Source organism: Serratia sp. CY27727 (genome assembly GCF_052169275.1).
Lineage (GTDB): Bacteria > Pseudomonadota > Gammaproteobacteria > Enterobacterales > Enterobacteriaceae > Serratia > Serratia sarumanii.
The window spans coordinates 223204-247385 of the sequence record NZ_JBJNLB010000003.1; the positions used below are offsets into that span (position 1 = coordinate 223204).

Consider the following 24182-nt stretch of genomic DNA (forward strand, 5'->3'; position numbering starts at 1 on the left):
TTTTTTTTTAGCTGTAGGAATCGGCTTGCCGCTCCCCGGCTTCGCTGTTCAGGTCGCGATGCAGGTAGACACCGAGCAACAGCCCGATGAGCGACAGCGCCAGCACGTAGTAAGCGGGTGCTAACGGGGTTAATTTCATGATCAGCGTCACAAAAATAGGGGTTAAACCGCCAAAAATAGCGTACGAGACGTTATATGAGAACGAGATACCGGTAAACCGCACTTCCGCCGGGAAAGCCCGCACCATCACGTACGGCACGGCCCCCACCACGCCTACGCTGAACCCCACCAGGGCATAGCAGGCGAACAGCATTTCCGGGCGCACGCCCACCGTTTGATAGAACAGCCAACTGCAGCCGGCCAGCAGCACGCTGCCGACCACCAGCGTTTTGCTGGCGCCGAAGCGATCGGCCGACAAACCGGCGACGATGCAGCCGGCGATCAGCATGATGGTGGCGATGCTGTTGGCCTGCAGCGTCAAGGCCGGCGCGATGCCGAACTGCTTTTGCAGATAGGTCGGGGTCATCAGGATCACCACCACGATGCCGGCGGAGAGCAGCCAGGTCAGCAGCATCGACACCGCCACCTCCCGTTTGTGGTTGAGCACCACCGACTTCAGCGGCAGCTCTTCGGCCAGCGCTTTACGCGCCTGCATCTCGATGAAGATCGGCGTTTCCTGCAGCCAGCGGCGCAGGTACATCGCCACCAGGCCGAACATGCCGCCCAACAGGAAAGGAATGCGCCAGCCGCCGCCGACAATGCTCTGCGGGCTGAGCGTGGTGTTGATCACCGTCGCCACCACCGAGCCCAGCAGGATGCCCACCGTCAGCCCGGCGGTCAGCGTGCCGCAGGCGAAGCCGATGCGCCGGCGCGGCACGTGTTCGGCGACGAAGACCCAGGCGCCCGGCACCTCACCGCCGATCGCCGCCCCCTGCAGCACGCGCATCAACAGCAGCAGCAGCGGCGCAGCGATGCCGATGCTGGCGTAGGTCGGCAGCAGGCCCATCGCCAGCGTCGGCAACGCCATCAGCAGAATGCTCAGGGTAAACATCTTTTTGCGGCCGACCAGATCGCCAAAGTGCGCCATCACGATGCCGCCCAGCGGACGGGCCAGATAGCCAGCGGCGAAGATGCCGAAGGTTTGCACCAGCCGCAGCCATTCCGGCATGTCCGCCGGGAAGAACAGATCGCCGACCACGGCGGCGAAGAACACGAAGATGATGAAGTCGTAAAACTCCAGCGCGCCGCCCAACGCGGCCAACGTCAGCGTTTTGTAGTCTTGCCGGTTCAGCCGGCGATTATTGTCGTGAGGCATAGGGCACCGTCGGTAAAGGCTGTAAAAATAAAAGCCGCAGGCTTTCTGTAAAAGAATCCTTACTATAGCGGCAAATTATTTTCACACCAGACGGGCTGAAGCCGATCTCGCAGAACGCTGAAATTTAGAGGTTTATCTCGCGACGCGCGCTCTTTGGCCGAAATGCTGCTACCACCGCGGCGTGCGTTTCGACGTAAGGCCCGTCGAGCAGTTGAATGCAATAAGGCACGCTGGCGAAGATACCGTGCACCACCGCATTGCCCTGCTCATCTTTTACCCCTTCCAGCGTTTCCTTGATCGACTTCGGCTGGCCGGGCAGGTTGATGATCAGCGCCTGCTTGCGGATCGCCCCCACCTGGCGAGAAAGAATTGCCGTTGGCACATAGTGTAGGCTGATCTGACGCATTTGCTCGCCGAAGCCGGGCATCACGCGATCGGCGATCGCCAGCGTGGCGTCGGGGGTGACGTCGCGTCGCGCCGGCCCGGTGCCGCCGGTGGTCAGCACCAGATGGCAACCCATTTCGTCCACCAGCTCGCACAGCGTCTGTTCAATTTGCGTCTGCTCATCGGGGATCAGCCGGGTTTCCAGCTTGAACGGCGTCGCCAGCGCGCCGCTCAGCCATTCCTCCAGCGCCGGAATGCCTTTATCCTGATAAACGCCGCCGGAAGCGCGGTCGGAAACGGAAACCAAACCAATACGTAAAATATCCATGCGTAACCTCTACAACCTGATGGGGTCCGAACGGGTTCGTCCCCGTTCTGTTGTCATTGCCGAGAGTATAAGGGCTTCCCCCGCCGGCGGGTGCGTCGGGCATAAAAAAAGGTGGCCTGAGCCACCTTTTTACTGCACGATCTGCCGGAATTACAGCAGGTCGGCGATCATTTTTTCCAGTTTGCCCTGGTCTACGGCGAACTTGCGGATGCCGTCGGTCAGTTTCTCAACCGCCATCGGATCCTGGTTGTGCTGCCAGTAGAACTCAGGTTCGGTCAGTGCGGCAGGACGCGCCTTCACTTCACCGGTGTAAGACAGTTTGCGCTCCAGCGCGCCTTCGCTCTCCGCCAGCTCTTTCAGCAGCGCAGGGGCGATGGTCAGACGGTCGCAGCCGGCCAGTTCGATGATTTCGCCGACGTTACGGAAGCTGGCGCCCATCACCACGGTGTTATAACCGTGCTGTTTGTAGTACTGGTAAATCTCGGTCACGGAGATCACGCCCGGATCTTCATGCGGGGCGAACTCTTTCTTGTCGCCGTTGGCTTTGTACCAGTCGAGGATACGGCCGACGAACGGCGAGATCAGGTAAACGCCGGCTTCGGCACAGGCGCGAGCCTGAGCGAAGGAGAACAGCAGCGTCAGGTTACAGTTGATGCCTTCTTTCTCCAGCTGCTCCGCCGCGCGGATGCCCTGCCAGGTCGAGGCCAGTTTGATCAGAATGCGATCGTTGCTGATGCCGGCTTCGTTGTACAGCTTGATCAGGCGCTTGGCCTTGGCCACGCTGGCATCGGTGTCGTAAGACAGACGTGCATCCACTTCGGTGGAGATGCGGCCCGGAACCAGTTTGAGGATTTCCAGACCGATGTTGACCGCCAGCTTGTCGGCGGCGTCGGCGATTTGCTGCTCGCGATCGCTGCTCTGGCCGCGCGCCCAGGCGATGGCTTCGTCAATCAGTTTACGGTATTCAGGAATTTGGGCTGCATTGAGGATCAGCGAAGGGTTGGTTGTGGCGTCCTGCGGTTGATACAGCTTCATTGCCGCGATATCACCCGTATCTGCAACCACCGTGGTCAGCTGGCGCAGGGAAGTTAATTTGTCGGTCATGTTGGCATTATCTCATCGTTTGTGCATGAACTTTTGGCATTGTTCAACCATGCCCTGCCCTGATAATAACATGCGCCAAGCCCGGTGCAAGGCTGGAAAACCGCGGCGCGCAGGCATCTGTTTTATCCTTGGGCGAGCAACCGTTTACGCCGATATCTTTCGCCATTACCGAGCGGATGGAAAGGCAATAACGTGCTATTGTCCGAATAAATTATGTTAAATTCGAAAAAATTGATGCAATTCGTCCGCTAATCTGCGAAAAATCTTAATCGACTGACGCCGGACAGATTCCAGCTAAGCTCTTGTAAAAAATAGGCCAATGTTTTTCACCTGCGGTGGATGCTGCAAGGTGCGCATTAAATTTCGATAAAAGGAGGGATCCCTTGACGGACCTGATGAATTTTATAAACAACATTTTGTGGGGGTCGGTGCTGATTTATCTGCTGCTCGGCACCGGCATCTACTTCACGTTGCGCACCCGCTTTATCCAGCTCCGCCACTTCAGCCACATGTTCTCGGTGTTGAAAAACAGCAATAAGAGCGACAGCGCCGGCATCTCCTCTTTCCAGGCGCTGTGCACCACGCTGGCGGCGCGCGTCGGCACCGGCAACCTGACCGGCGTCGCCATCGCCCTGACCGCCGGCGGCCCCGGCGCCATCTTCTGGATGTGGGTGGTGGCGTTTATCGGCATGGCCACCTCCTTTGTGGAAAGCTCGCTGGCGCAGCTCTACAAAACCAAAGACGATAACGGCAACTACCGCGGCGGCCCGGCCTACTACATGGAAAAGGGCCTCGGCATGCGCTGGATGGGCGTGCTGTTCTCGATCTTCCTGATCATCGCTTTCGGCCTGGTGTTCAACGCCGTGCAAGCCAACTCCATCGCGCAGGCCTCCGCCGTCGCCTTCCATTTGCAGCCGCTGCACGTCGGCATCGGCCTGGTGCTGCTGAGCGGCGTGGTGATCTTCGGCGGCATCCGCTCCATCGCCAAAGTGGCCGAGCTGGTGGTGCCGCTGATGGCCGGCGCCTACCTGTTACTGGCCCTCTGGGTGATTGGCCATAACATCGAACACATGCCGGCGATCCTGACGCTGATCTTCAAAAGCGCCTTCGGCCTGCAGGAAGCCGCGGCCGGCGCCGTCGGTTACGGCATCTCCCAGGCGATGACCCAGGGCGTGCAGCGCGGCCTGTTCTCCAACGAAGCCGGCATGGGCTCGGCGCCCAACGCGGCGGCGTCCGCTTCACCTTATCCGCCGCATCCGGCCTCACAGGGCTATGTGCAAATGCTCGGGGTGTTTATCGATACCATCGTCATCTGCAGCGCCACCGCGGCGATCATCCTCTCCTCCGGCATTCTCGATCAGCCGACCGACAGCATCAGCGGCATCGATCTGACCCAGCGCGCGCTGTCGACCGCCGTCGGCAGCTGGGGGGCGCCGTTCGTCGCCATCGCCATTTTCTTCTTCGCCTTCACCTCGATCATCGCCAACTACGCCTATGCCGAGAGCAACCTGGTGTTCCTCGAGCACAACCATCCGGGCGGCCTGCTGATTTTCCGCTGCGTGGCGTTGGGCATGGTGATGTTCGGCGCGCTGGCGGAGCTGCCGCTGGTGTGGAAAATGGCGGATACCTCCATGGCGCTGATGGCCATCACCAACCTGACGGCCATCCTGTTGCTGTCGCGGGTGGCGCTTAAGCTGGCCGATGACTACCATCGCCAACGCCGTCTGGGCAAGCTGCCGACCTTTGACGCCAACCGTTATCCGGAGCTGAAGTCGCAGCTGGAGCCGGGCGTGTGGGACGACCAAAAGCCGCCGCGATGAGTTTTCCGGGGCGCGTGCGGTGCGCGCCCCTGCCTATTGGACCGATTGCCCCTTTTTCCCGCGCTTTTTGCTACAGTATCCGCACTTGGATAAACAGGATCTGGCCATGCTCGTTATTATTTCCCCTGCAAAAACTCTCGATTACGACAGCCCGCTGGCAACAGAACGCTTCACGCAGCCCGAAATGCTGGACAAGTCGAAACAGCTGATCAAAATTTGCCGCGAGCTGACGCCGGCGCAAATCGCCAGCCTGATGAGCATCAGCGACAAGCTGGCCGGGCTGAACGCCGCGCGCTTTAGCGAGTGGCAGCCGAAATTTACCCCGGACAATGCCCGTCAGGCGCTGCTGGCGTTCAAGGGCGACGTTTACACCGGCCTGCAGGCGCAGGATTTCAGCGAAGCCGATTTCGACTTCGCCCAGCAGCATCTGCGCATGCTGTCCGGCCTGTATGGCGTGCTGCGCCCGCTCGATCTGATGATGCCGTACCGGCTGGAGATGGGCATCAGGCTGGAAAACCCGAAAGGCAAAGACCTGTACAGCTTCTGGGGCGATAAAATCACCCAGAAACTCAACGAAGCGCTGGAGCAGCAGGGCGACGACGTGGTGGTCAACCTGGCGTCCGACGAGTATTTCAAGGCGGTGAAGCCGACCAAACTGCACGGCGCGCTGATCAAACCGGTGTTCCTCGACGAGAAGAACGGCAAGTACAAGGTCATCAGCTTCTACGCCAAGAAAGCGCGCGGGTTGATGAGCCGCTTTATCATCAAGAACCGCCTGACGCGCAGCGAGCAGCTGGTGGACTTCAACCTGGAAGGCTACGCCTTCGACGAAGCCGCCTCGCAGGGCAATGAACTGGTGTTCAAACGCCCGGAGCAGGCATAAAAAAAGCCGTCGCAAGACGGCTTTTCGCATTCTAGCCTGCCGAACCTCAGGCCGGCAGCGCCATCAGGAACTTGCGCAGCTCGGCAAAGCCGGCCGGCAGCGTGTGCGACAGCAGCGGCAGATCGGCCCGCAGCGCCAGCGCTTTCGGCAACGGCAGCTCCTGGCCGAGGATCGCTTCTACGCTCTCTTTAAACTTGGCCGGGTGCGCGGTGCCGAGGAACAGACCGAACTCCCCTTCCTGCAGCCGATCGCGCAGCGCGCGATAGGCAATGGCCGCGTGCGGTTCGGAGATATAACCCAGCTCGGCCAGTTCACGCATCGTTTCCCGGGTGGTCTCATCGCTGACCGCCGCGTGGCCCAGCTCTTTCAGCTGCCAGACCTTACGACGGAACAGCTCTTCCACGCGCGGCCAGTTGTTTGGCTGGCTGACGTCCATGGCGTTGGACAGCGTCGCGACCGTGGCGTGCGGCTGCCACTGGCCGCTGGTCAGGAAGCGCGGCACGGTGTCGTTGGCGTTGGTGGCGGCAATAAAGCGCTTCACCGGCAGGCCCAGCGACTTGGCCAGCAGCCCGGCGGTCAGATCGCCGAAGTTGCCGCTCGGCACCGAAATCACCAGCTGATTGCGCGCTTCCTGCGGCAGCTGCGCCACCGCTTCGAAGTAGTAGCAGATCTGCGCCAGCAAGCGGCTGATGTTGATCGAGTTGGCCGAGTTCAGGTGCAGCGCGTCCTTCAATTCCCGATCGTCGAACGCCTGCTTCACCAGCGCCTGGCAAGCATCGAAGTCGCCGTCGATCGCTACGGTGTGAATGTTGCCGCCCAGGGTACAGAACAGCTTCTCCTGCAGCGGACTGATTTTGCCCTGCGGATAGAGGATCACCACCCGGACGTTTTTCAGGCCGTAGAAGGCGTGCGCCACGGCGGCGCCGGTGTCGCCGGAGGTGGCGGTCAAAATGGTCACCGGCTGATCGCCGGCCACTTCCGCCAGCATCTGCGCCATAAAGCGGCCGCCGAAGTCTTTGAACGCCAGCGTCGGGCCGTGGAACAGCTCCAGGCAGGAGACGTCTTCGGCCACTTTCGCCACCGGCGCCGGGAACTCAAAAGCGGCCTGCACGCGTTTCTTCAGCGCCGCTTCCGGCACCTCTTCGCCGATAAAGGCCGACAGAATGCGGCTGCTGCGGGTGACAAAGTCCTGCTCCAGCAGTTGGTCGATCTCGGTCAGTTCGAACTCCGGCAGCTCCAGCGGGAAGAACAGCCCCTGCTGCTTGCCCAGGCCTTGTTTGATCGCCTGCGCGAAGCTGACCTGCTCGTTGTGATCCTTAAGGTTGTACAGTTTCATGCGTTATCCCAGTAGTCGAGCGCCTGCGGTATCCAGACGGCAAATATGAACAAAACCTTCGTCGTTTTGCAGATAGTGTTGTTGCAGCCAGGCGGCCATGCGTTGCGCGGTGGCGCCGTCGTTGCAGACGGCGAACAGCGTCGGGCCGGAGCCGGAGATGCCGCAGGCCAGCGCGCCGATGTCCTGCGCCGCCTTGCGCGCTTCGGCGAAGCCCGGCAGTAGCCGGGTGCGGTACGGTTCGGCGATCACGTCCTGCATCAATTTGGCGGCCAGCTGCGGCTGACGGGTGTGGCAGGCATGGATAAAGCCGGCCAGATAGCGACCGTGGCTGATGCAATCCTGACGACGGTATTGCGCGGGTAAAATGGCGCGCGCTTCGGCGGTGGAGACCTTGATGCCCGGATAGGCCATGACCCACAGCCAATCGTCGAAGCACGGCACCTCCTGGCTGATGATGCCTTCTTCTTCCAGCATCAGCTGCAGGCCGCCCAGGTAGCATGGCGCCACGTTGTCGTAATGCACGCTGCCGGAAATGCGGCCTTCCAGCTCGCCCATCAGGCCGAGCAGCGTCGTCTCATCCAGCGGCCGATCGCAGAATTCGTTCATCGCCATCAACCCGGCAACCACCGAACAGGCGCTGGAGCCCAGCCCCGATCCGATCGGCATGTTCTTTTCCAACCGCATCGCCACCGGCACTTCGCGGCCGATCTCCTGGCAGAAGCGCTCCCAGCATTGATAAACGATGTTCTCTTTCGGCTCGGCCGGCAGCTTGCTGACGAAGCGCCCGGCATTCTGCAAACTGAACGTCTCGGCGGCTTCTACGCTGACGCAGTCGCCCAGCAGCGTGCCGTCGATCGGCGAAACCGCCGCGCCCAGCACATCGAAACCGACGCTGACGTTACCGATCGAGGCCGGTGCATACACCTTAACCATATTAAACTCCCAACTTCCATGACAGTGTGCGCAGCAGATCGGCGAACACGCCCGCTGCGGTCACATCGTTACCGGCGCCGTAGCCGCGCAGCACCAGCGGCAGCGGCTGATAGTAGCGGCTGTAGAAGGCCAGCGCGTTCTCGCCGTTCTTCACTTTATACAACGGATCGTTGCCGTCCACCGCCTCGATGCGCACCTTGCAGCGCCCTTCGTCGATCAGGCCGACATAGCGTAGCACCTTGCCTTGCTCGGCGGCGTTGGCCACGTTGCGCGCGAACTCTTTATCCAGCTCCGGCAGGCGCGCCAGGAAATGCTCCACGTCGCCCGACGCGTCGAAGGACGGCGGCAGCACCGACTCGACCTCGATATCGCTCAGCTCCAGCTTGTAACCGGCCTCGCGCGCCAGGATCAGCAGCTTGCGCGCCACGTCCATACCGGACAGATCGTCGCGCGGATCCGGCTCGGTATAGCCGTTGGCCCTGGCCTGCAAGGTCGCCGCCGACAGCGACAGCCCTTCATCCAGCTTGCCGAAGATAAAGGACAGCGAGCCGGACAGGATGCCGGAGAAACGCACCAGCTCATCGCCGGCGTTCAGCAGGTTTTGCAGGTTCTCAATCACCGGCAAACCGGCGCCGACGTTGGTGTCGTAGAGGAACTTGCGGTGCGAACCGGCGGCGGCAGCGCGCAGTTGCTGATAATAGTTCATCGACGAGGTGTTGGCCTTTTTGTTCGGCGTCACCACGTGGAAACCGTCCGCCAGGAAGTCCACATACTGATCGGCCACCGCCTGGCTGGAAGTGCAGTCGACGATCACCGGGTTCAGCAGGTGATACTCCTTCACCAGCCGGATCAGGCGGCCGAGATTGAACGGCTCCTGCGCGCCGGCCAGCTCGTCGCGCCAGCTGTCCAGCGCGATGCCGTGTACGTTGGTCAGCATCACGCGCGAGTTGGCGATGCCGCACACCCGCAGGTCGATATGCTTTTGCTTCAGCCACGGCTGCTGGCGGTAAATCTGTTCGATCAGCGCTCCGCCGACGCCGCCGACGCCGATGACGAACACTTCGATCACCTGATCGGTGTTGAACAGCATCTGGTGACTGACGCGCACGCCGGTGGTGGCGGATTCATTGCTGACCACCACCGAGATTGAACGCTCGGAAGAGCCCTGGGCGATGGCGACGATATTGATGTTGGCGCGCGCCAGCGCAGAGAAGAAGCGCGCGGAGATGCCGCGCAGGGTGCGCATGCCGTCGCCGACTACCGAGATGATCGCCAGGCGTTCCATCACGTCCAGCGGATCCAGCACGCCGTCTTTCAACTCCAGATAGAACTCTTCCTCCAGCGCGCGGCGCGCACGCAGCAGTTCGCCCTGCGGCACGCAGAAGCTAATGCTGTATTCGGAAGAGGATTGGGTGATCAGCACCACCGAAATGCCGGCGCGCGACATCACGGCGAACACCCGCGCGGCCATGCCAACCATGCCTTTCATGCCCGGGCCGGAGACGTTGATCATCGCCATGTTGTTCAGGTTGGTGATGCCTTTCACCGGCATCGCGTCATCGGTGCTGTCTTTGCCGATCAGCGTGCCGGGAGCCTGCGGGTTGGAGGTGTTTTTAATCAGGCAAGGGATTTGGAACTGGGCAATCGGCGTGATGGTGCGAGGGTGCAGCACTTTGGCGCCGAAGTAGGAGAGCTCCATCGCCTCCTGGTACGACATCGACTTCAGTAGCCTGGCGTCCGGCACGGTGCGCGGATCGCAGGTATACACGCCGTCGACGTCGGTCCAGATTTCGCAACAGTCGGCGCGCAGGCAGGCGGCCAGCACCGCGGCGGAATAGTCGGAGCCGTTGCGGCCCAGCACCACCAGTTCACCCTTGTCGTTACCGGCGGTGAAACCGGCCATCAGCACGATGTGGTCGGCCGGGATCGCCGCCGCGGCGATGCGCAGCGTGGACTCGGCGATGTCCACGGTGGACTCCAGGTAGTGGCCTTGCGCCAGCAGTTTCTCCACCGGGTTGATCACCGTGACCGGGTAGCCCTTGGCGCGGAACACCCCTTCCATGATGGCGATGGAGAGCTTTTCGCCGCGGCAGATGATCGCCGCGTTTACGCTGTCCGGGCACTGCCCCAGCAGCGAAACGCCGTGCAGCACCTGTTTGAGCTGCGCGAACTCCTGATCGACCACGCCTTTCAAGCGATCGTATTCAAAGCCCGGCAGCGCCTGCGCCAGGCCGCTCAGCAGATCGGCAAAGATCCGCTCGGCGTCGCTGATATTCGGCAGAATGTCCTGGCCCGCCACCGTTTTGTCGATCATCGCCACCAGATGGTTGGTGATCTTTGCAGGGGCGGACAAGACCGTGGCTACCTGTCCCTGACGCGCATTACTCTCCATGATGTCGGCAACGCGCAGAAAACGTTCTGCATTCGCCACCGAGGTTCCGCCAAATTTCAGCACTCGCATGTGTGATCTCTCCGAATTTAAGCCGAAAAAAAAGCCCGCACTGATTAGGTGCGGGCTTTTTTCTGTGTTTCCTGTGCGCGTCAGCCCGCCCCGTTACCTGTGGTATCGGTGGTGGTAATAATTGTGGTTTTCAGGCTGATGTTGCGCATGTTGTCTGTCTGTCTCATGAAATACTCTGTCCCCTCTATTGGTTAAAGCAATCGCTATCCCAAGTCAAACGATTTCTTTTTTTTGCTTATTTTCCGTTCAGTGGCGGTAATGCGCGATGCAACAGGTGAAAAGCAAAACGACAGAACAAAAAAACAACTTAAAGCCGATTTACCAGTGGATCACGCTGGGTAACCGTCTGATGGAGCCGCTATCACTTGGCGAGTTTTTTTTCGATGTCGTGCAGCAGCGTATGCAACATCGCCGTATCGCGCTGTTGCAGCGCGCCGAGCCGCTGGTGCAGCCAGTCGCGCAATTTTTGGTCATCGCCGACATCCAATGCGTTCAACAAGGCATCGGCGCGGCGGCGCAGCGCCTTGAGCTGCCCTTCCGAGGCCGCCGTTTCCTGCGGCGTGCTGACGCCCATCAGGCTCGCCAGCTGGTAGCAGTACACCATCACCGCCTGGCCCAGGTTAAGCGACGGATAGTCAGCCTGCATCGGCACGCCGGTCAGCAAATCCGCCAGCGCCAGCTCTTCGTTGGTCAGGCCGGAATCTTCGCGGCCGAACACCAGCGCGGCCTGGCCGACCCACTGCTTGCGCTCGCTCAGCTGTTCCAGCAGCTCGGGCGGCGTGCAGTAATAGTGAAAACGCGCGCGGCTGCGGGCGGTGGTGGCGACGGTGAAATCCACGTCCGCCAGCGCCAGTTCCAGCGTGGCGAACGTTTGCACGCCGTCGAGGATCTCGCCGGCTCCGTGCGCCACCCAGCGCGCCGCCGGCTGCAGGTGCGCCTCGCTGTCGACGATGCGCAACGACGTGAAGCCCATGGTTTTCATCGCGCGCGCCGCCGCGCCGACATTTTCCGGCCGCGCCGGAGCCACTAAAACAATATGAAGCTGCATCACTCTTCCACCGAAGGCAGGCCTGCGCTTTTGACGGTGGCGCAGCGCCCGCTTATATTTACAATTGCGTAACAATAAACGCGTTAATAGCAACAAACAAGATTAAACGGCTCGTTGAGCTAATAAACCCGTCGTAATAGTCATTATTCGTGCTTATGTTTTACTGCATCTATTTATCAATGAGTTAAAACAAGGCGATGATCAATAAGCGAATAATTGTATCCTATCGGGCAGGATAATGCTGAATCGTTCACAGAATTTGAGGTTCTGTGACTTAAACTGGCATTTCTGTAAGTGTTTTTCACAAATCTGTTAACGTGCTACAATTGAATTTGATATATGTCAACAAAGCGTAGTTTTGTTGGGTGATGAATTCGGCACGCGCTGTTATATTGCTGTTAATGGGGTTAGGATATGCGCCAATTTGGCACCCCAGGGGTTGTAGGGAACAGCATCCCCACCAGGCTAGCGATCTTGTTGACATGAGATGGAAAGTGCATCAAGAACGAGTTTACGTACTTTAGTCATTTGCTGAGAGGGAACGTGGCGCTATCTCTGCCCTCCTCTAAGAAAACAAAGACTTCTGTACTTCCTATTTTCTATTTTGTTGGCAATTTTAGGTAGCAAATATGCAGACCCCGCACATTCTGATTGTCGAAGACGAGTTAGTCACTCGTAACACCCTGAAGAGCATTTTCGAGGCGGAAGGCTACATTGTTCATGAAGCCAATGATGGTGCAGAGATGCACAATATCCTGTCTGAAAATGATATCAATCTGGTCATCATGGACATCAACCTGCCAGGCAAAAACGGCCTGCTGTTGGCGCGCGAACTGCGTGAACAGGCCAGCGTCGCCTTGATGTTCCTGACCGGTCGCGATAACGAAGTGGACAAAATCCTCGGCCTGGAAATCGGCGCCGACGATTACATCACCAAGCCGTTCAACCCGCGTGAGTTGACCATCCGCGCGCGCAACCTGCTGTCGCGCACCATGAACCTGGGCAGCCTGGGCGAAGAGCGCCGCCTGGTCGAGAGCTACAAGTTCAACGGTTGGGAGCTGGACATCAACAGCCGCTCGCTGATCAGCCCGGCCGGCGAACAGTACAAGCTGCCGCGCAGCGAATTCCGCGCCATGCTGCACTTCTGCGAAAACCCGGGCAAGATCCAGTCCCGCGGCGAACTGCTGAAGAAAATGACCGGCCGCGAGCTGAAGCCGCATGACCGCACCGTGGACGTCACCATCCGTCGCATTCGCAAACACTTCGAATCGACGCCGGACACGCCGGAAATCATCGCCACCATTCACGGCGAAGGCTACCGCTTCTGCGGCGATCTGGAAGAGTAATTCCGGCCTGCCGTCATGAAAATGGGGTTCAGCATGCTGAACCCCGTTTTTTTATTTCGTCTCAGCCCACGGCATGATCGGCACCGCGCTCAGCGCGTTCTTCGGCGAACCGTCGATCACCTTGTCGGAGTAGCTCAGGTAAATCAGCGAATTGCGCTTGGCGTCGTAGAAGCGCACCACCTGCAGCTTCTTGAACACCAGCGAGGTGCGTTTCTGGAATACCACCTCACCTTCCGACTTGCCGTTTTTGATCTTGTCGCTCAGCTCGATAGGCCCCACCTGCTGGCAGGAAATGGCCGCGTCGGCGGTGTCTTCCGCCAGCCCCAGGCCGCCTTTGATGCCGCCGGTTTTGGCGCGGCTGATATAACAAGTTACATTTTTAACATCCGGATCGTCGAACGCTTCCACCACGATTTTGTGGTCCGGCCCCAACAATTTAAACACGGTATCAACGGAGCCCACCTGCTCCGCCTGCGCGCTGCCAACGGTTGCGCAAACCAAACCGAATAAAAATATCCAGCCTTTTTTCATTTACTTAACTCCGATATAACCTTGCCGCAAAAATAGGTTCGGCGATCGCCATTATTTATGTCTAAGCTCACGGAATCGGTTTTTTACGGGTCCGCACCGTCCGTTTTAGCACAGAGCGTGACAAAAATCTTTGAGAGTCGCGGAGTAAAAAAATTGCTATGATGCGGCGTCGTTATTTCTTTGCGCCCACTACGGTGTACCCCAATCCAACTCTGGCGCGGCAAGCGCAGCAGAGGCAAAGAGTGCAACGCATAATGGCTCATGGATCGGTCTGATAGCGCAGCACCAGCGTGACGAATCAACAGTTCGGGTTCCTACCCCCAAGCTTTACGAGGAAGATCTATGGATCAAGCCGGTATCATTCGTGATCTGCTTAGCTGGCTGGAAAGCCATTTGGACCAACCCTTGTCGCTGGATAACGTGGCGGCCAAGGCCGGCTATTCCAAATGGCACCTGCAACGGATGTTCAAAGATATTACCGGTAACGCCATCGGTGCTTACATCCGGGCAAGGAGGCTGTCCAAAGCCGCCGTCGCGCTGCGTTTGACCAGCCGGCCGATTTTGGATATCGCCCTGCAGTATCGCTTCGACTCGCAGCAGACCTTCACCCGCGCCTTCAAAAAACAGTTTGCGCAAACGCCGGCGCTGTACCGCCGCGCCGAAGACTGGAACGCATTCGGCATCTGCCCGCCGATCCGTCTGGGGGCTTTTACCCTGCCGCAGCCGGAATTCGTCTCGCTGCCGGACAAGCGCCTGGTCGGCCTGACCCAAAGCTACTCCTGTACGCTGGAACAGATCACCACCGTGCGCACCGAGCTGCGCTCGCAGTTCTGGCGCCAATTCCTCGGTGACGTCGAAACCCTGCCGCCGGTACTGTACGGGCTGCACCACTCGCGGCCGAGCCAGGAGAAGGACGACGAACAGGAAGTGCTGTACACCACGGCGCTGGAGCCGGATCAGGTGCCTGACAAGGCGCAGGAAGGCCAGCCGCTGGTGTTGCCGGGCGGTGAGTTTGCGATGTTCAGCTACGAAGGGCCCACTGAGGGCCTGCAAGACTTTATTCTGACGGTCTACGGCACCTGCCTACCGGCGCTCCAGCTGACGCGCCGCAAAGGGCACGACATCGAACGCTTCTACCCGAAAGGCGAACGCCGTCCGCATCAGGCACCTATCGAGATCAAGTGCGACTACCTGATCCCGATTCGGCGTTAACGCTGCAGTTCGTCCAACGCGGGCATGTCCAGATGCGTGACATCGCCCGCGGTCTCCACGATCCAGCCGGAAGCCAGCCACGGGCTCTGCTGGTGATCGACGCGCGACAGTGAACAGTTGCGCAAGCGCAAACGGCGTTCCGCATAGGCCGGCAGCCCCAGCACCGTACTGATCAAACACCCCAACGCGATGCCATGGCTGACGAGCAACGGTTTGCTGCCTTCCGGCAGCATCAGGCAGCTCTCCAGCGCGGCGCGCATGCGCTCGCCCAGTTCCTCCATGGATTCGCCTTGAGGGATACGGCCGTCAGGAGTACCATCGACCATCTGTTTGCGCCACTGCTCTTCCTGCGGCGTCAAACTGTCGATCAGGCGTTCTTCCAGAACCCCCATGTGCAGCTCACGCAAACGCGGATCGCCTATCACTTCGCAGCCACAGGCTTCGGCGATGATCTGCGCGGTGCGGCGCGTGCGCCCCAGATCGCTGGTAATGATGTGCGTAATGCCTTCCTTGCTGACGCGCCTGGCGACCAGACGGGCCTGGTGTTCACCCATGGCGGTTAACGGGCTGTCGGACTGACCCTGGATGCGGCGAGCCGCGTTCCATTCCGTTTCGCCATGGCGAACGAGGTATACCTGTAACATTTTTGTTTTCCGTTATACTGCGTGAAATTTGCGTTTATCCCCGGCCCGGCGGCGCTTTTGCCGCTGCCCGGCGTATCGGCCAGAAGGATATCAAACCCGTTATGTACCATGTTGTCGCTGCAACTACCAACCCGGCAAAGATCAAGGCTATTCAACTGGCCTTCGATGACGTCTTTGGCGCGAACCAATACCGCATTGAATCCGTTGACGTCGCCAGCGGCGTCTCGCTGCAGCCGATAGGCAACCACGAAACCCGCACCGGCTCGCGTCAACGCGTCATGGAAGCGCGCCAGGTCAGGCCCGAGGCCGATTTTTGGGTCGGCGTGGAAGCCGGGATTGAAGAGAATATGACCTTCGCCTGGATGACCATCGAGAACCCGCACATCCGCGGCGAATCCCGCTCGGCGAGCCTGATGCTGCCGGAAGTCATCTTACAAGGTATTCGCGCCGGTCGCGAATTGGGCAGCGAAATGGCGGCGATCACCGGCAATGCCGAGGTGAAGCGCCAGGGCGGCGCCATCGGCGTCTTCACCGACGGCCGGCTGAGCCGCACCAGCGTTTACCACCAGGCGCTGCTGCTGGCGCTGGTGCCGTTTCACAACGCCATCTATCAGCAATAGCACCGATCCCGCTAGGGCGCGTCGTGCAACAGCTGCTGCTCAAGCCACTGTTTCAGCTCGGGTGAAGCCGCTTTCAGGCTGTTCGAGCCGCGGGTGATGGTGGCGATCCCCGCGCCCAGTTCATTTTTCAGCTCGCGCTGGCTCATCTCGCCGCGCATCAGCTCCTGAATGATCCGCACCCGGGTGCCCAGCGCGGTGCGCTCGTCCGGCGTCAGCATCAGCTGCAGCAGCGGTTGATGCAGCTCTTGCGCAAACGAATTCTGCAGCAGCGCGACGAAGCGCAGCCAATCCTCATTGCCTTGTTCTGAAAGAGCGGGGTCGTTTAACGATAATTGCGTCATGGCAGCCACCATACTATTTAACTAGTACAGCAGCATACCATAGGGCCGTCAAAATCAATAACGTCTCTGCCACTCGGCGTCGGTCAGCACCTTGGCCGGCCGGTGCGTCAGATAGCGGTAAAACGCGTCGTAGGCCAGCACATTCTTGACGTAGCCGCGGGTTTCCGAGAACGGAATGCTTTCGATGAACGCCACCGGATCGATACGCCCCGCGCTGTTGCCCAGCCAGGTGTTCACCCGTGACGGGCCGGCGTTATAGGCGGCGCTCGACAGAATCCGGTTGCGGCCGAACTGCTGATAGACCGACTCCAGATAGCTGGTGCCGATGGTGATGTTGGTCTGCGGATCGAACAGCTGGCTCGGGCCGACGTAGCCGGGAATATTGAACATCTGCACCGTATGCTGCGCGGTGCGCGGCATCACCTGCATCAGGCCGGAAGCGCCAACCGGCGACTGCGCCTTCGGATTCCAGGCGCTCTCCTGGCGCGCTATCGCCATCGCGTAGCTGGTGGTGATCCCCTTGTCATCGGTGGCGCGGCGGAACTCCTGCGGCCAGGCGACCGGGAAGCGCTCCTCCAGATGATCCCACAGCTTGCCGACGATGGTCGCCTGCACGCTCAGATCGGCCCATTTTTGCTCAAAGGCGTAGCGCGCCAGCGCCTCTTGTTCCGGCCGGCTGCGGCTGGCGACGTAGGAGCCCCACTCGCTGCGGGCCAGGTTGTCCATGTTCCAGTACATCAGCTCGCGCACCCGGGCAACCTCCGGCCCGTCGACCAGCGACGCGCGCGGCTTGGCCGCCACCGCCACCATCACCGGATAAGTGGCGTTCAGCTTCTGCGCCGCCGCCATCGGATAGAAGCCGCGTTCGGTCATCAGGTTACGCAATATCTCCTCGCCTTCGGCGCGTTTGCCTTCGTCCATCAACTGACTGGCGCGCCAGTAGCGCCACTCATCCTTGTTGCGCGACGCCTCCGGCAGGCGGGCCAGCCAGGTCGCCACGCCCTGCCGATCGCCGTTGCCCAACGCCATGCGCACCCGGCGCTCCAGCAGCGAAGGCGAACGGCTGCGCAGAATCACCCGATCGCGCCACTGCGCCTGTTCATAGGTGGCATCGCTGCCCATCAGGCGCCAGGCCACCGCCTCTTCCAGTCCCAGCCGCTCGTCGTCGCTCATTTTCTGCAGCCGCGCGAGCGTCGGGATCATCGCCCGCGCGTTTTCCACATCCTGCCGCGCCAGGCGCTCAAAGGCGATGCCGGTGGCGGCGCGGGTAAAGTCGGTCGGCCCCACGCTGCGGGCGAAGGCTTCCACGGTGGTCGGATCGTTTTGCAAGCGCACCAGGGCGTTGCCCATGGTCTGGTAGTCGGCCGGCAGCTGGCTGTAGAGGTTGCTGACCAGCGAACTGTTGCCCTCCTTCAACGCCAGCTTCATGCGCGCCAGAATATCCAGCGGCGTCTGCTTGCCTGCGCCGCGCCAGACGCTGAACAGCCGATCGCAGGCGCCCGGCAGCGTTTTGCCGTTCAGCCACAGTTCGTCGGCGCCGCTCCAGGCCGCCTGCTGATCGCCGGTGGCCCATTTGGCGTAGTAATAGTTGCAGCGCGCCGCCACCGGTTTGGGCGGCTGCGGGCTGAAGGCCAACAGGGTGCGCCAGTCTTCGCGCCGCGCCAGCTCATTGACGAAGCGCGGGGCCAGTGATTTCGCCGGCGGCAGCGTCGGGTTGCGTTTGATAAAGTCGTTCACCTCGGAGAACCCCGCCTGGCTCAGATCCTGTGTCAGCTCGCGGTATTCCAGGTAAGGATAAAGCGGATAATCGCGCAGCGTCGGCATCAGCTGCGCCACCACGCCCATCTGATTGCCGTCCCATGCCTGTTTGATCTGCTGGTAGCGCTGACGTTGCGCATCCAGAGAATCCGCCAGCGCCGCGCCTGAAAACGCCGTCAGGCACAGGCCCATTGCCAACAGCCGTCGCTTGTCCACCTTGACCATCCTCGCTCTTTCCTCACTGGTTGGACCGCAGGAGCCGCCCAGCTCCCCGGTGACCGCCGCGCCACGGCGCAGCGGGACAAAATAAAGCCGGGCGCACGGCCCGGACGCAGATATCTACCATAGACAGCGCAATCGCTCATCCATTCAATACTGTAGAAGAAGAAGTGTATCGCCATGACGGGAGCCAGGTAAAAACGTTTACTTTGGCTGACAAATCAGGCCGACGGGATATTTCCAGCCACCGGATTTTTATTAGCCACCCCGGCATTTATGAGAGAAGTAAAATAATTTTTAATTATTAGCTATGACATTATTGCATTTGTGAGATGACGCTGCCGTTGCGCAAATCGCCTGACAGCTGGCCAAACGCGCCAACTTTGCAGAAAAGCGGTGGCAAACCCGGGTAGGCATTTTTATACTATCAAAAATAAGTAGGATAATTCCGAGAAAACAGCACATAAAGCGCCCAACGAAGACATCTTATAATACAATCCGCGCCAATTATGGGTGAGATAGTGTTCATTAGGCAGTGCGACTGACAGCTTTCAGCAAAACGATTGTCCCTTCAAGCGGGCCGAACTTTTCCTTGTCAGGCCACGGCCTGCGGGCGGTGGTTCAGGCCGGAATGGCGGGTGAAGATGGCGAATAAGACCGCGATAGCGATGCGTTGCGCAAAAAGCCCCGTGCCGGGCTTCCTTGGCGCACGTCTGAATATCGGTCGCCTGCTGCTGATCGTGTTGTTGGTGCTGCTGACGTTGTCCGGGCCTGCGCGCGCCGCCGATGATCCCTATCAAAAACGCACGCACGCCGTGACGACCGTGGTGGTAGGCATCATCAGCTACGCCCGCTGGTCGCGTGAACCCAATCCGATCCGCTTGTGCGTGACCGCACCCACCCAGTATGCCGAAGGGCTGTTCGATCCGATCCTGCTGAGCGCCCCGCGTCCGATTAAAGCCGAGCGTGTGCCGTTCGACAGCCCAACGCTGAGTACCGGCTGCGATGTCATCTACTTAGGGAACATCACCGCCGCGCAGAGACAAAATTTCATGCAGCGCATTTCCGGCAACTCCATTCTCAGCATCAGCGAGAACGATAGCGAATGCTCCGCCGGCAGCGCATTTTGCCTGCAGATCGATGGGGACCAGGCCAGTTTCAAGGTCAACCTGGACGCTCTGGCGCGCAGCGGCGTGCGCGTTCACCCCAACGTGCTGCAGCTGGCACGCAAACAGGCGCCGCCGCTATGAGGCTGTTGCACAGAAACCGCGCCTGCAATGCGCGCCCGACGCTGGGCCGAGTGCTGCAGCGGGTGCATCTTGGGCTGGCGCTGATCGCCGTCGGCACCGCCGGCATCTTTTTGACGCTGGTGGCGCTGTTTGCGCTGCGCGCCTATGCCGACCACAACCTGCACCTGATCGCGCGCTCCATCAGCTATACCGTCGAGGCCGCCGTGGTGTTTGAAGACGGCGCCGCCGCGCGTGAGGCGCTGATGCTGATCGCCTCCAACGAAGAGATCCTGGAGGCGCGCATTCTGGATAATAAAGGCAAGATGCTGGCCAGCTGGCGCCATCCCTCCGACAGCCCGCTGCACGGTCTGGAGCAGATGGTTGCGCACTGGGCGCTGCCCGAGCCGGTCATCCTGCCTATTTCTCACGGGGGCAAACAGGTCGGCCAGGTCTGGTTGAGCGGCAACGGCGGCAGCCTGTTGCGTTTCCTGTTGCGCGGCCTGGTCGGCATGATCGCCTGCATGGTGCTCAGCACCCTGTGCGCCCTGGTGTTGTCACGGCGTATGCTGGTCGGCATCGTCAGTTCGCTGGACGACATCGCCAACGTGGCGCACGCGGTGCGCCGCGATCGCACCTTCGGCCTGCGGGTGCCGTCGGCGCCGATCGCCGAGCTGCATGAGCTCAGCAACGATTTCAACGGCTTGCTCGACGAGCTGGAGGCCTGGCAGGCCCATCTGAAGCAGGAGAACGACTCGCTGGCTCACCGGGCGACGCACGACAGCCTGACCGGCTTGCCGAACCGCGCCTTCTTCGAAGGGCGGCTGAGCCGGGCGCTGGGCGATATCGAACCGCCGGCGAAATTGGCGGTGCTGTTTATCGACGGCGATCGCTTCAAGGAGGTGAACGACAGTTACGGCCACGCCGCAGGCGATGCGGTGCTGACCACCATTGCCGGGCGCATTCGCGCGCAGCTGCGCGAGACCGATCTGGTCGCGCGTCTGGGCGGGGATGAATTCGCCGTGCTGCTGGCGCCGGTACACGGCACGGAAGATGTCCTGCAGATCGCTGACAACATCATCGACTGCATGACGCAACCGGTCATTTTGCCGAACGACGAGGCGGTCATTACCTCTCTGAGTATCGGTATTGCGCTGTACCCTGATCACGCGTCGACGCCTCAGGGTCTTTTGCACGAAGCTGACGATGCGATGTATCAGGCAAAGCATCGTTATAACGGAGGCTGGCGGCTGGCTATACATAAATAAGAGCCCCGGCTATAACACTTGAACTAGGGATTTTGACTATGATACAGCAACTGTTTAAAGGTCGTTTTTCACTGCTGACGATGGTATTCGTCGCCCTGCTGGCGCTCGCCGGCTGCCAGAGCAAACCGCAGGGCCTGACGCCCGAGCAGATCGCGCTGCTGCAATCGCAGGGCTTCAAGCTGACCGATAACGGCTGGGAGTTCGGCCTGTCGGATAAAGTGCTGTTCGGCAACAACATCGGCAAGCTGAACCCGGAAAGCACCGAGACGGTGCAGAAGATGGGCCGCGCGCTGCTGAGCGTCGGCATCACCAAGTTCCGCCTGGACGGCCATACCGACAACTACGGTGAAGACAGCTATAACGACCAGCTCTCCCTGCGCCGCGCCGATGCGGTGGCCGATCTGCTGGCCAGCGTCGGCATTCCGCGCGCCAATATCGAAACCCGCGGCATGGGCAAGCGCGATCCCGTTGCCGATAACCGCACCTCCAGCGGCCGCGCGGAAAACCGCCGCGTCGCGATCGTCGTCACGCCATAAGCCACCAATATGCGCCTTTATCGGCGCATAAACGGTTATACTTAGCGATCGCTGAGCGATGTCTGGGATCCGAGATCGAAACGGGCTACACTCATGCCGCCAGACATCCTATAAATACTGATATAGAGAGGCTTAGAGCAACGTGGCTCAATACGTCTATACCATGCACCGCGTCGGCAAGGTGGTACCGCCGAAGCGTCATATTTTGAAAAACATCTCCCTGAGCTTCTTCCCTGGGGCCAAAATCGGCGTACTGGGTCTGAACGGCGCCGGTAAGTCCACCCTGCTGCGCATCATGGCCGGCATCGATACCGATATCGAAGGGGAAGCGCGCCCGCAGCCGGGCATCAAGATCGGTTACCTGCCGCAGGAGCCGCAGCTTAACCTCGAACACACCGTGCGTGAGTCGGTGGAAGAAGCGCTGGCGGAAGTGGTCGGCGCGCTGAAACGCCTGGACGAAGTGTACGCGCTGTACGCCGAAGAAGGCGCAGACTTCGACAAGCTGGCCGCCGAACAGGGCCGCCTGGAAGAGATCATTCAGGCGCACGACGGTCACAACCTCAACGCCCAGCTGGAACGCGCCGCCGACGCGCTGCGCCTGCCGGACTGGGACGCCAAAATCGCCCACCTGTCCGGGGGTGAACGCCGCCGCGTCGCGCTGTGCCGCCTGCTGCTGGAAAAACCGGACATGCTGCTGCTGGACGAACCGACCAACCACCTAGACGCCGAGTCCGTGGCCTGGCTGGAACGCTTCCTGCACGACTTCGAAGGCACCGTGGTGGCGATCACCCACGACCGTTACTTCCTGGATAACGTGGCCGGCTGGATCCTCGAACTGGACCGCGGCGAGGGCATTCCATGGGAAGGCAACTACTCTTCCTGGCTGGAGCAGAAAGACGCGCGTCTGGCGCAGGAAGCGTCCGCCGAAGCCGCTCGCCGCAAGTCGATCGAGAAAGAGCTGGAGTGGGTGCGTCAGGGCGCCAAAGGCCGTCAGTCCAAAGGCAAGGCCCGTTTGGCCCGTTTCGAAGAGCTGAACAACACCGAATACCAGAAACGTAACGAAACCAACGAACTGTTCATTCCACCTGGCGCACGCCTGGGCGACAAAGTGGTCGAAGTCAGCAACCTGCGCAAGTCCTACGGCGACCGCCTGCTGATCGACGACCTGTCGTTCTCGGTGCCGAAAGGGGCAATCGTCGGCATCATCGGCCCGAACGGCGCGGGTAAATCCACGCTGTTCCGCATGATGTCCGGCCAGGAACAGCCTGATTCCGGCAGCATCGTGCTGGGCGACACCGTCAAGCTGGCATCCGTCGATCAGTTCCGCGACAGCATGGACGGTTCGAAAACCGTGTGGGAAGAAGTCTCCGGCGGGCAGGACATCATGCGCATCGGCAACACCGAGATGCCGAGCCGCGCCTATGTCGGCCGCTTCAACTTCAAGGGCGTCGATCAGGGCAAACGCGTGGGCGAGCTGTCCGGCGGTGAGCGTGGCCGTCTGCACCTGGCCAAGCTGCTGCAGGTTGGCGGCAACGTGCTGCTGCTCGATGAACCGACCAACGACCTGGATATCGAAACCCTGCGCGCGCTGGAAAACGCCCTGCTGGAATTCCCTGGCTGCGCCATGGTGATCTCGCACGACCGTTGGTTCCTCGACCGTATCGCCACCCACATTCTGGACTACCAGGATGAAGGCAAGGTGGAATTCTTCGAAGGCAACTTCACCGAGTACGAAGAGTACAAAAAGCGTACGCTGGGCGCCGACGCACTCGAGCCGCACCGCATCAAGTACAAGAAGATCGCCAAGTAATGCCCGAGGCGCCGCATGCGGCGCCTTTTTTACGCCTGCGCCCGGCGATAGTCGCGCGGTGAGCACGCCATCACGCGTTTGAACGCGTGGCTGAAAGCGCTGTCGGAATCGTACCCCAAACGCTGCGCGATAGCGGAGATCGGTTCGCCGCCGGTACGCAGCGCCCGCGCCGCCAGCAGCATACGCCAGCGCGACACGTACTCGAGCGGCGCCATGCCGGCTTTCTGCTTGAAGCGCAGCGCCAACGTCGAACGGGAAACGCTCGCCGCATCGGCCAACGCCGCCACCGTCCAGCGCCGGGCCGGATCGGCATGTACCGCCTGCATCGCGGCGCCGATGCGCGGATCGAACAAAGCGGGTAGCCAGCCGGACGCCGCACTCTCCTCCCCCATCAGGTAAATCCGCAGCGCCTGGGTCAACATGATTTGCCCAAGATGATGCGCCATCAACGTACTGCCCGGCGAAGGCCTCACCAGCTCATCCGCCAGCCGCTGCAGCGCCCATTGCAGCACGGCTGCCTCTTCCGTGCCCCCGCGGATCACCATCAACGCGGGCAGGCTGCCGAACAGCCGCTCCACCTCCTCGCCAAAGCTAAAACGGCCGCCGATAAACAGGCACGTTTCCCCCTCGCCGCAGCGCGCCACGCCGTTTTGCGCCTGCAGATAAAGCGCGTCGGCGTCGAGCGCCGGAAGAGACAAGTCGCTGCCGACGGTCAGCGGTAGGCTGCGAGTCAGCAGTAAACAGTCGCCGGCCGCCAGCCACAGCGGTTCTGCCAGCCCTTCCGCCGCCAACCAACAGCCGCCGCGCACCACCGCATTGAACTTCCCGCCTTGCGGAGCGGGAAAATGAACGGCCCAGTCGCCGCCGGCCTTCAGGCCGCCGAAAAACGCATTCTGGCTGTTCAGTGGCGCCAGCACTTCCGATAAAGGATCCATATCCTCTCCCCATAAAGATCTTGCAAGAGCATAACCCGCGCGATGCGCTGGCCGAAGACTTTAGGACGATGGCGACAGAAATTAGGTTTTTGTTGCATTCATCCGCCGGATAGCGCCGATTTAC

At 60.5% G+C, this 24182-nt stretch carries 22 protein-coding genes and 1 other annotated feature; of the genes, 9 read left to right on the plus strand and 13 right to left on the minus strand.

All coding sequences use genetic code 11. The features are described 5' to 3' along the window. Window positions 1–7: 7 nt before the first annotated feature. The 3 genes from ACJ8HB_RS10610 to tal form a co-directional block, all read right to left on the minus strand. The gene (locus ACJ8HB_RS10610) at window positions 8–1315 is read right to left on the minus strand and encodes an MFS transporter (protein WP_047569365.1); all 1308 of its coding nucleotides are present in this window, start codon (window positions 1313–1315) and stop codon (window positions 8–10) included. Between the two features lie 124 nt (window positions 1316–1439). Further along, window positions 1440–2027 (minus strand): molybdopterin adenylyltransferase, encoded by a 588-nt coding sequence (gene mog / locus ACJ8HB_RS10615; protein WP_004932980.1) that lies wholly within the window; start codon window positions 2025–2027, stop codon window positions 1440–1442. A 150-nt stretch (window positions 2028–2177) separates the two neighbouring features. Then, window positions 2178–3131, minus strand: coding sequence for a transaldolase (gene tal / locus ACJ8HB_RS10620; RefSeq protein WP_033637049.1), 954 nt, complete (start codon window positions 3129–3131; stop codon window positions 2178–2180). A 383-nt stretch (window positions 3132–3514) separates the two neighbouring features. On the opposite strand from tal, the gene ACJ8HB_RS10625 reads away from it, so the two are divergent. Both ACJ8HB_RS10625 and yaaA read left to right on the plus strand, forming a co-directional pair. After that, window positions 3515–4951 (plus strand): alanine/glycine:cation symporter family protein, encoded by a 1437-nt coding sequence (locus ACJ8HB_RS10625; protein ID WP_033637048.1) that lies wholly within the window; start codon window positions 3515–3517, stop codon window positions 4949–4951. Between the two features lie 106 nt (window positions 4952–5057). Further along, on the plus strand, window positions 5058–5834 hold the full coding sequence (yaaA, locus tag ACJ8HB_RS10630) for a peroxide stress protein YaaA (protein ID WP_047569367.1): 777 nt from the start codon (window positions 5058–5060) through the stop codon (window positions 5832–5834). Between the two features lie 46 nt (window positions 5835–5880). On the opposite strand, the gene thrC is transcribed toward yaaA, so the two are convergent. The 5 genes from thrC to ACJ8HB_RS10655 form a co-directional block, all read right to left on the minus strand. Then, window positions 5881–7170 (minus strand): threonine synthase, encoded by a 1290-nt coding sequence (gene thrC / locus ACJ8HB_RS10635; RefSeq protein WP_047569368.1) that lies wholly within the window; start codon window positions 7168–7170, stop codon window positions 5881–5883. A 3-nt stretch (window positions 7171–7173) separates the two neighbouring features. Next, on the minus strand, window positions 7174–8103 hold the full coding sequence (thrB, locus tag ACJ8HB_RS10640; protein ID WP_047569370.1) for a homoserine kinase: 930 nt from the start codon (window positions 8101–8103) through the stop codon (window positions 7174–7176). Window position 8104: 1 nt separating this feature from the next. Continuing rightward, window positions 8105–10564: a bifunctional aspartate kinase/homoserine dehydrogenase I gene (thrA, locus tag ACJ8HB_RS10645; RefSeq protein WP_033637046.1), complete on the minus strand. Its 2460-nt coding sequence runs from the start codon at window positions 10562–10564 to the stop codon at window positions 8105–8107. 24 nt (window positions 10565–10588) lie between these two features. Beyond that, window positions 10589–10706 (minus strand) — a sequence feature (Thr leader region). Further along, the gene (gene thrL / locus ACJ8HB_RS10650) at window positions 10645–10731 is read right to left on the minus strand and encodes a thr operon leader peptide (RefSeq protein ID WP_071525951.1); all 87 of its coding nucleotides are present in this window, start codon (window positions 10729–10731) and stop codon (window positions 10645–10647) included. Its footprint overlaps the feature before it by 62 nt. A 194-nt stretch (window positions 10732–10925) precedes the next feature. Beyond that, window positions 10926–11612, minus strand: coding sequence for a tRNA/rRNA methyltransferase (locus ACJ8HB_RS10655; protein WP_033652888.1), 687 nt, complete (start codon window positions 11610–11612; stop codon window positions 10926–10928). Window positions 11613–12241: 629 nt separating this feature from the next. Between ACJ8HB_RS10655 and arcA the strand changes: the two genes are divergently transcribed. Further along, window positions 12242–12958 (plus strand): two-component system response regulator ArcA, encoded by a 717-nt coding sequence (arcA, locus tag ACJ8HB_RS10660; protein ID WP_004933003.1) that lies wholly within the window; start codon window positions 12242–12244, stop codon window positions 12956–12958. A gap of 51 nt (window positions 12959–13009) precedes the next feature. Here arcA and creA read toward each other — a convergent pair whose 3' ends face one another. Further along, window positions 13010–13489, minus strand: a complete 480-nt coding sequence (creA, locus tag ACJ8HB_RS10665; RefSeq protein ID WP_033637043.1) for a protein CreA — start codon at window positions 13487–13489, stop codon at window positions 13010–13012. 342 nt (window positions 13490–13831) lie between these two features. Between creA and robA the strand changes: the two genes are divergently transcribed. Beyond that, on the plus strand, window positions 13832–14701 hold the full coding sequence (robA, locus tag ACJ8HB_RS10670) for an MDR efflux pump AcrAB transcriptional activator RobA (RefSeq protein ID WP_033637041.1): 870 nt from the start codon (window positions 13832–13834) through the stop codon (window positions 14699–14701). On the opposite strand, the gene gpmB is transcribed toward robA, so the two are convergent. Then, on the minus strand, window positions 14698–15345 hold the full coding sequence (gene gpmB / locus ACJ8HB_RS10675) for a 2,3-diphosphoglycerate-dependent phosphoglycerate mutase GpmB (protein WP_025305227.1): 648 nt from the start codon (window positions 15343–15345) through the stop codon (window positions 14698–14700). The genes robA and gpmB overlap by 4 nt on opposite strands. A gap of 101 nt (window positions 15346–15446) precedes the next feature. Between gpmB and yjjX the strand changes: the two genes are divergently transcribed. After that, entirely contained in the window at window positions 15447–15965 is a 519-nt protein-coding gene (gene yjjX, locus ACJ8HB_RS10680) for an inosine/xanthosine triphosphatase (protein ID WP_033637040.1), read from the plus strand. A gap of 11 nt (window positions 15966–15976) precedes the next feature. On the opposite strand, the gene trpR is transcribed toward yjjX, so the two are convergent. Beyond that, a complete protein-coding gene (trpR, locus tag ACJ8HB_RS10685; protein WP_004933017.1) occupies window positions 15977–16306 on the minus strand; it encodes a trp operon repressor in 330 nt (109 codons plus the stop codon). A gap of 54 nt (window positions 16307–16360) precedes the next feature. Then, complete coding sequence (gene sltY / locus ACJ8HB_RS10690) at window positions 16361–18289, minus strand: murein transglycosylase (protein WP_033637039.1); 1929 nt, start codon at window positions 18287–18289, stop codon at window positions 16361–16363. A 632-nt stretch (window positions 18290–18921) separates the two neighbouring features. Here sltY and ACJ8HB_RS10695 point away from each other — a divergent pair. From ACJ8HB_RS10695 to ettA, 4 genes are all read left to right on the plus strand, one after another. After that, window positions 18922–19533 (plus strand): YfiR family protein, encoded by a 612-nt coding sequence (locus ACJ8HB_RS10695; RefSeq protein ID WP_369783288.1) that lies wholly within the window; start codon window positions 18922–18924, stop codon window positions 19531–19533. Beyond that, the gene (locus ACJ8HB_RS10700; RefSeq protein WP_047569378.1) at window positions 19530–20777 is read left to right on the plus strand and encodes a diguanylate cyclase domain-containing protein; all 1248 of its coding nucleotides are present in this window, start codon (window positions 19530–19532) and stop codon (window positions 20775–20777) included. Before ACJ8HB_RS10695 ends, ACJ8HB_RS10700 begins: the two co-directional genes overlap by 4 nt. A gap of 38 nt (window positions 20778–20815) precedes the next feature. Beyond that, window positions 20816–21313, plus strand: coding sequence for an OmpA family protein (locus ACJ8HB_RS10705; protein ID WP_033649136.1), 498 nt, complete (start codon window positions 20816–20818; stop codon window positions 21311–21313). Window positions 21314–21455: 142 nt separating this feature from the next. Beyond that, a complete protein-coding gene (gene ettA / locus ACJ8HB_RS10710; RefSeq protein WP_025159620.1) occupies window positions 21456–23123 on the plus strand; it encodes an energy-dependent translational throttle protein EttA in 1668 nt (555 codons plus the stop codon). 29 nt (window positions 23124–23152) lie between these two features. On the opposite strand, the gene ACJ8HB_RS10715 is transcribed toward ettA, so the two are convergent. Next, window positions 23153–24058: an AraC family transcriptional regulator gene (locus ACJ8HB_RS10715; RefSeq protein WP_047569381.1), complete on the minus strand. Its 906-nt coding sequence runs from the start codon at window positions 24056–24058 to the stop codon at window positions 23153–23155. Window positions 24059–24182 lie beyond the last annotated feature (124 nt).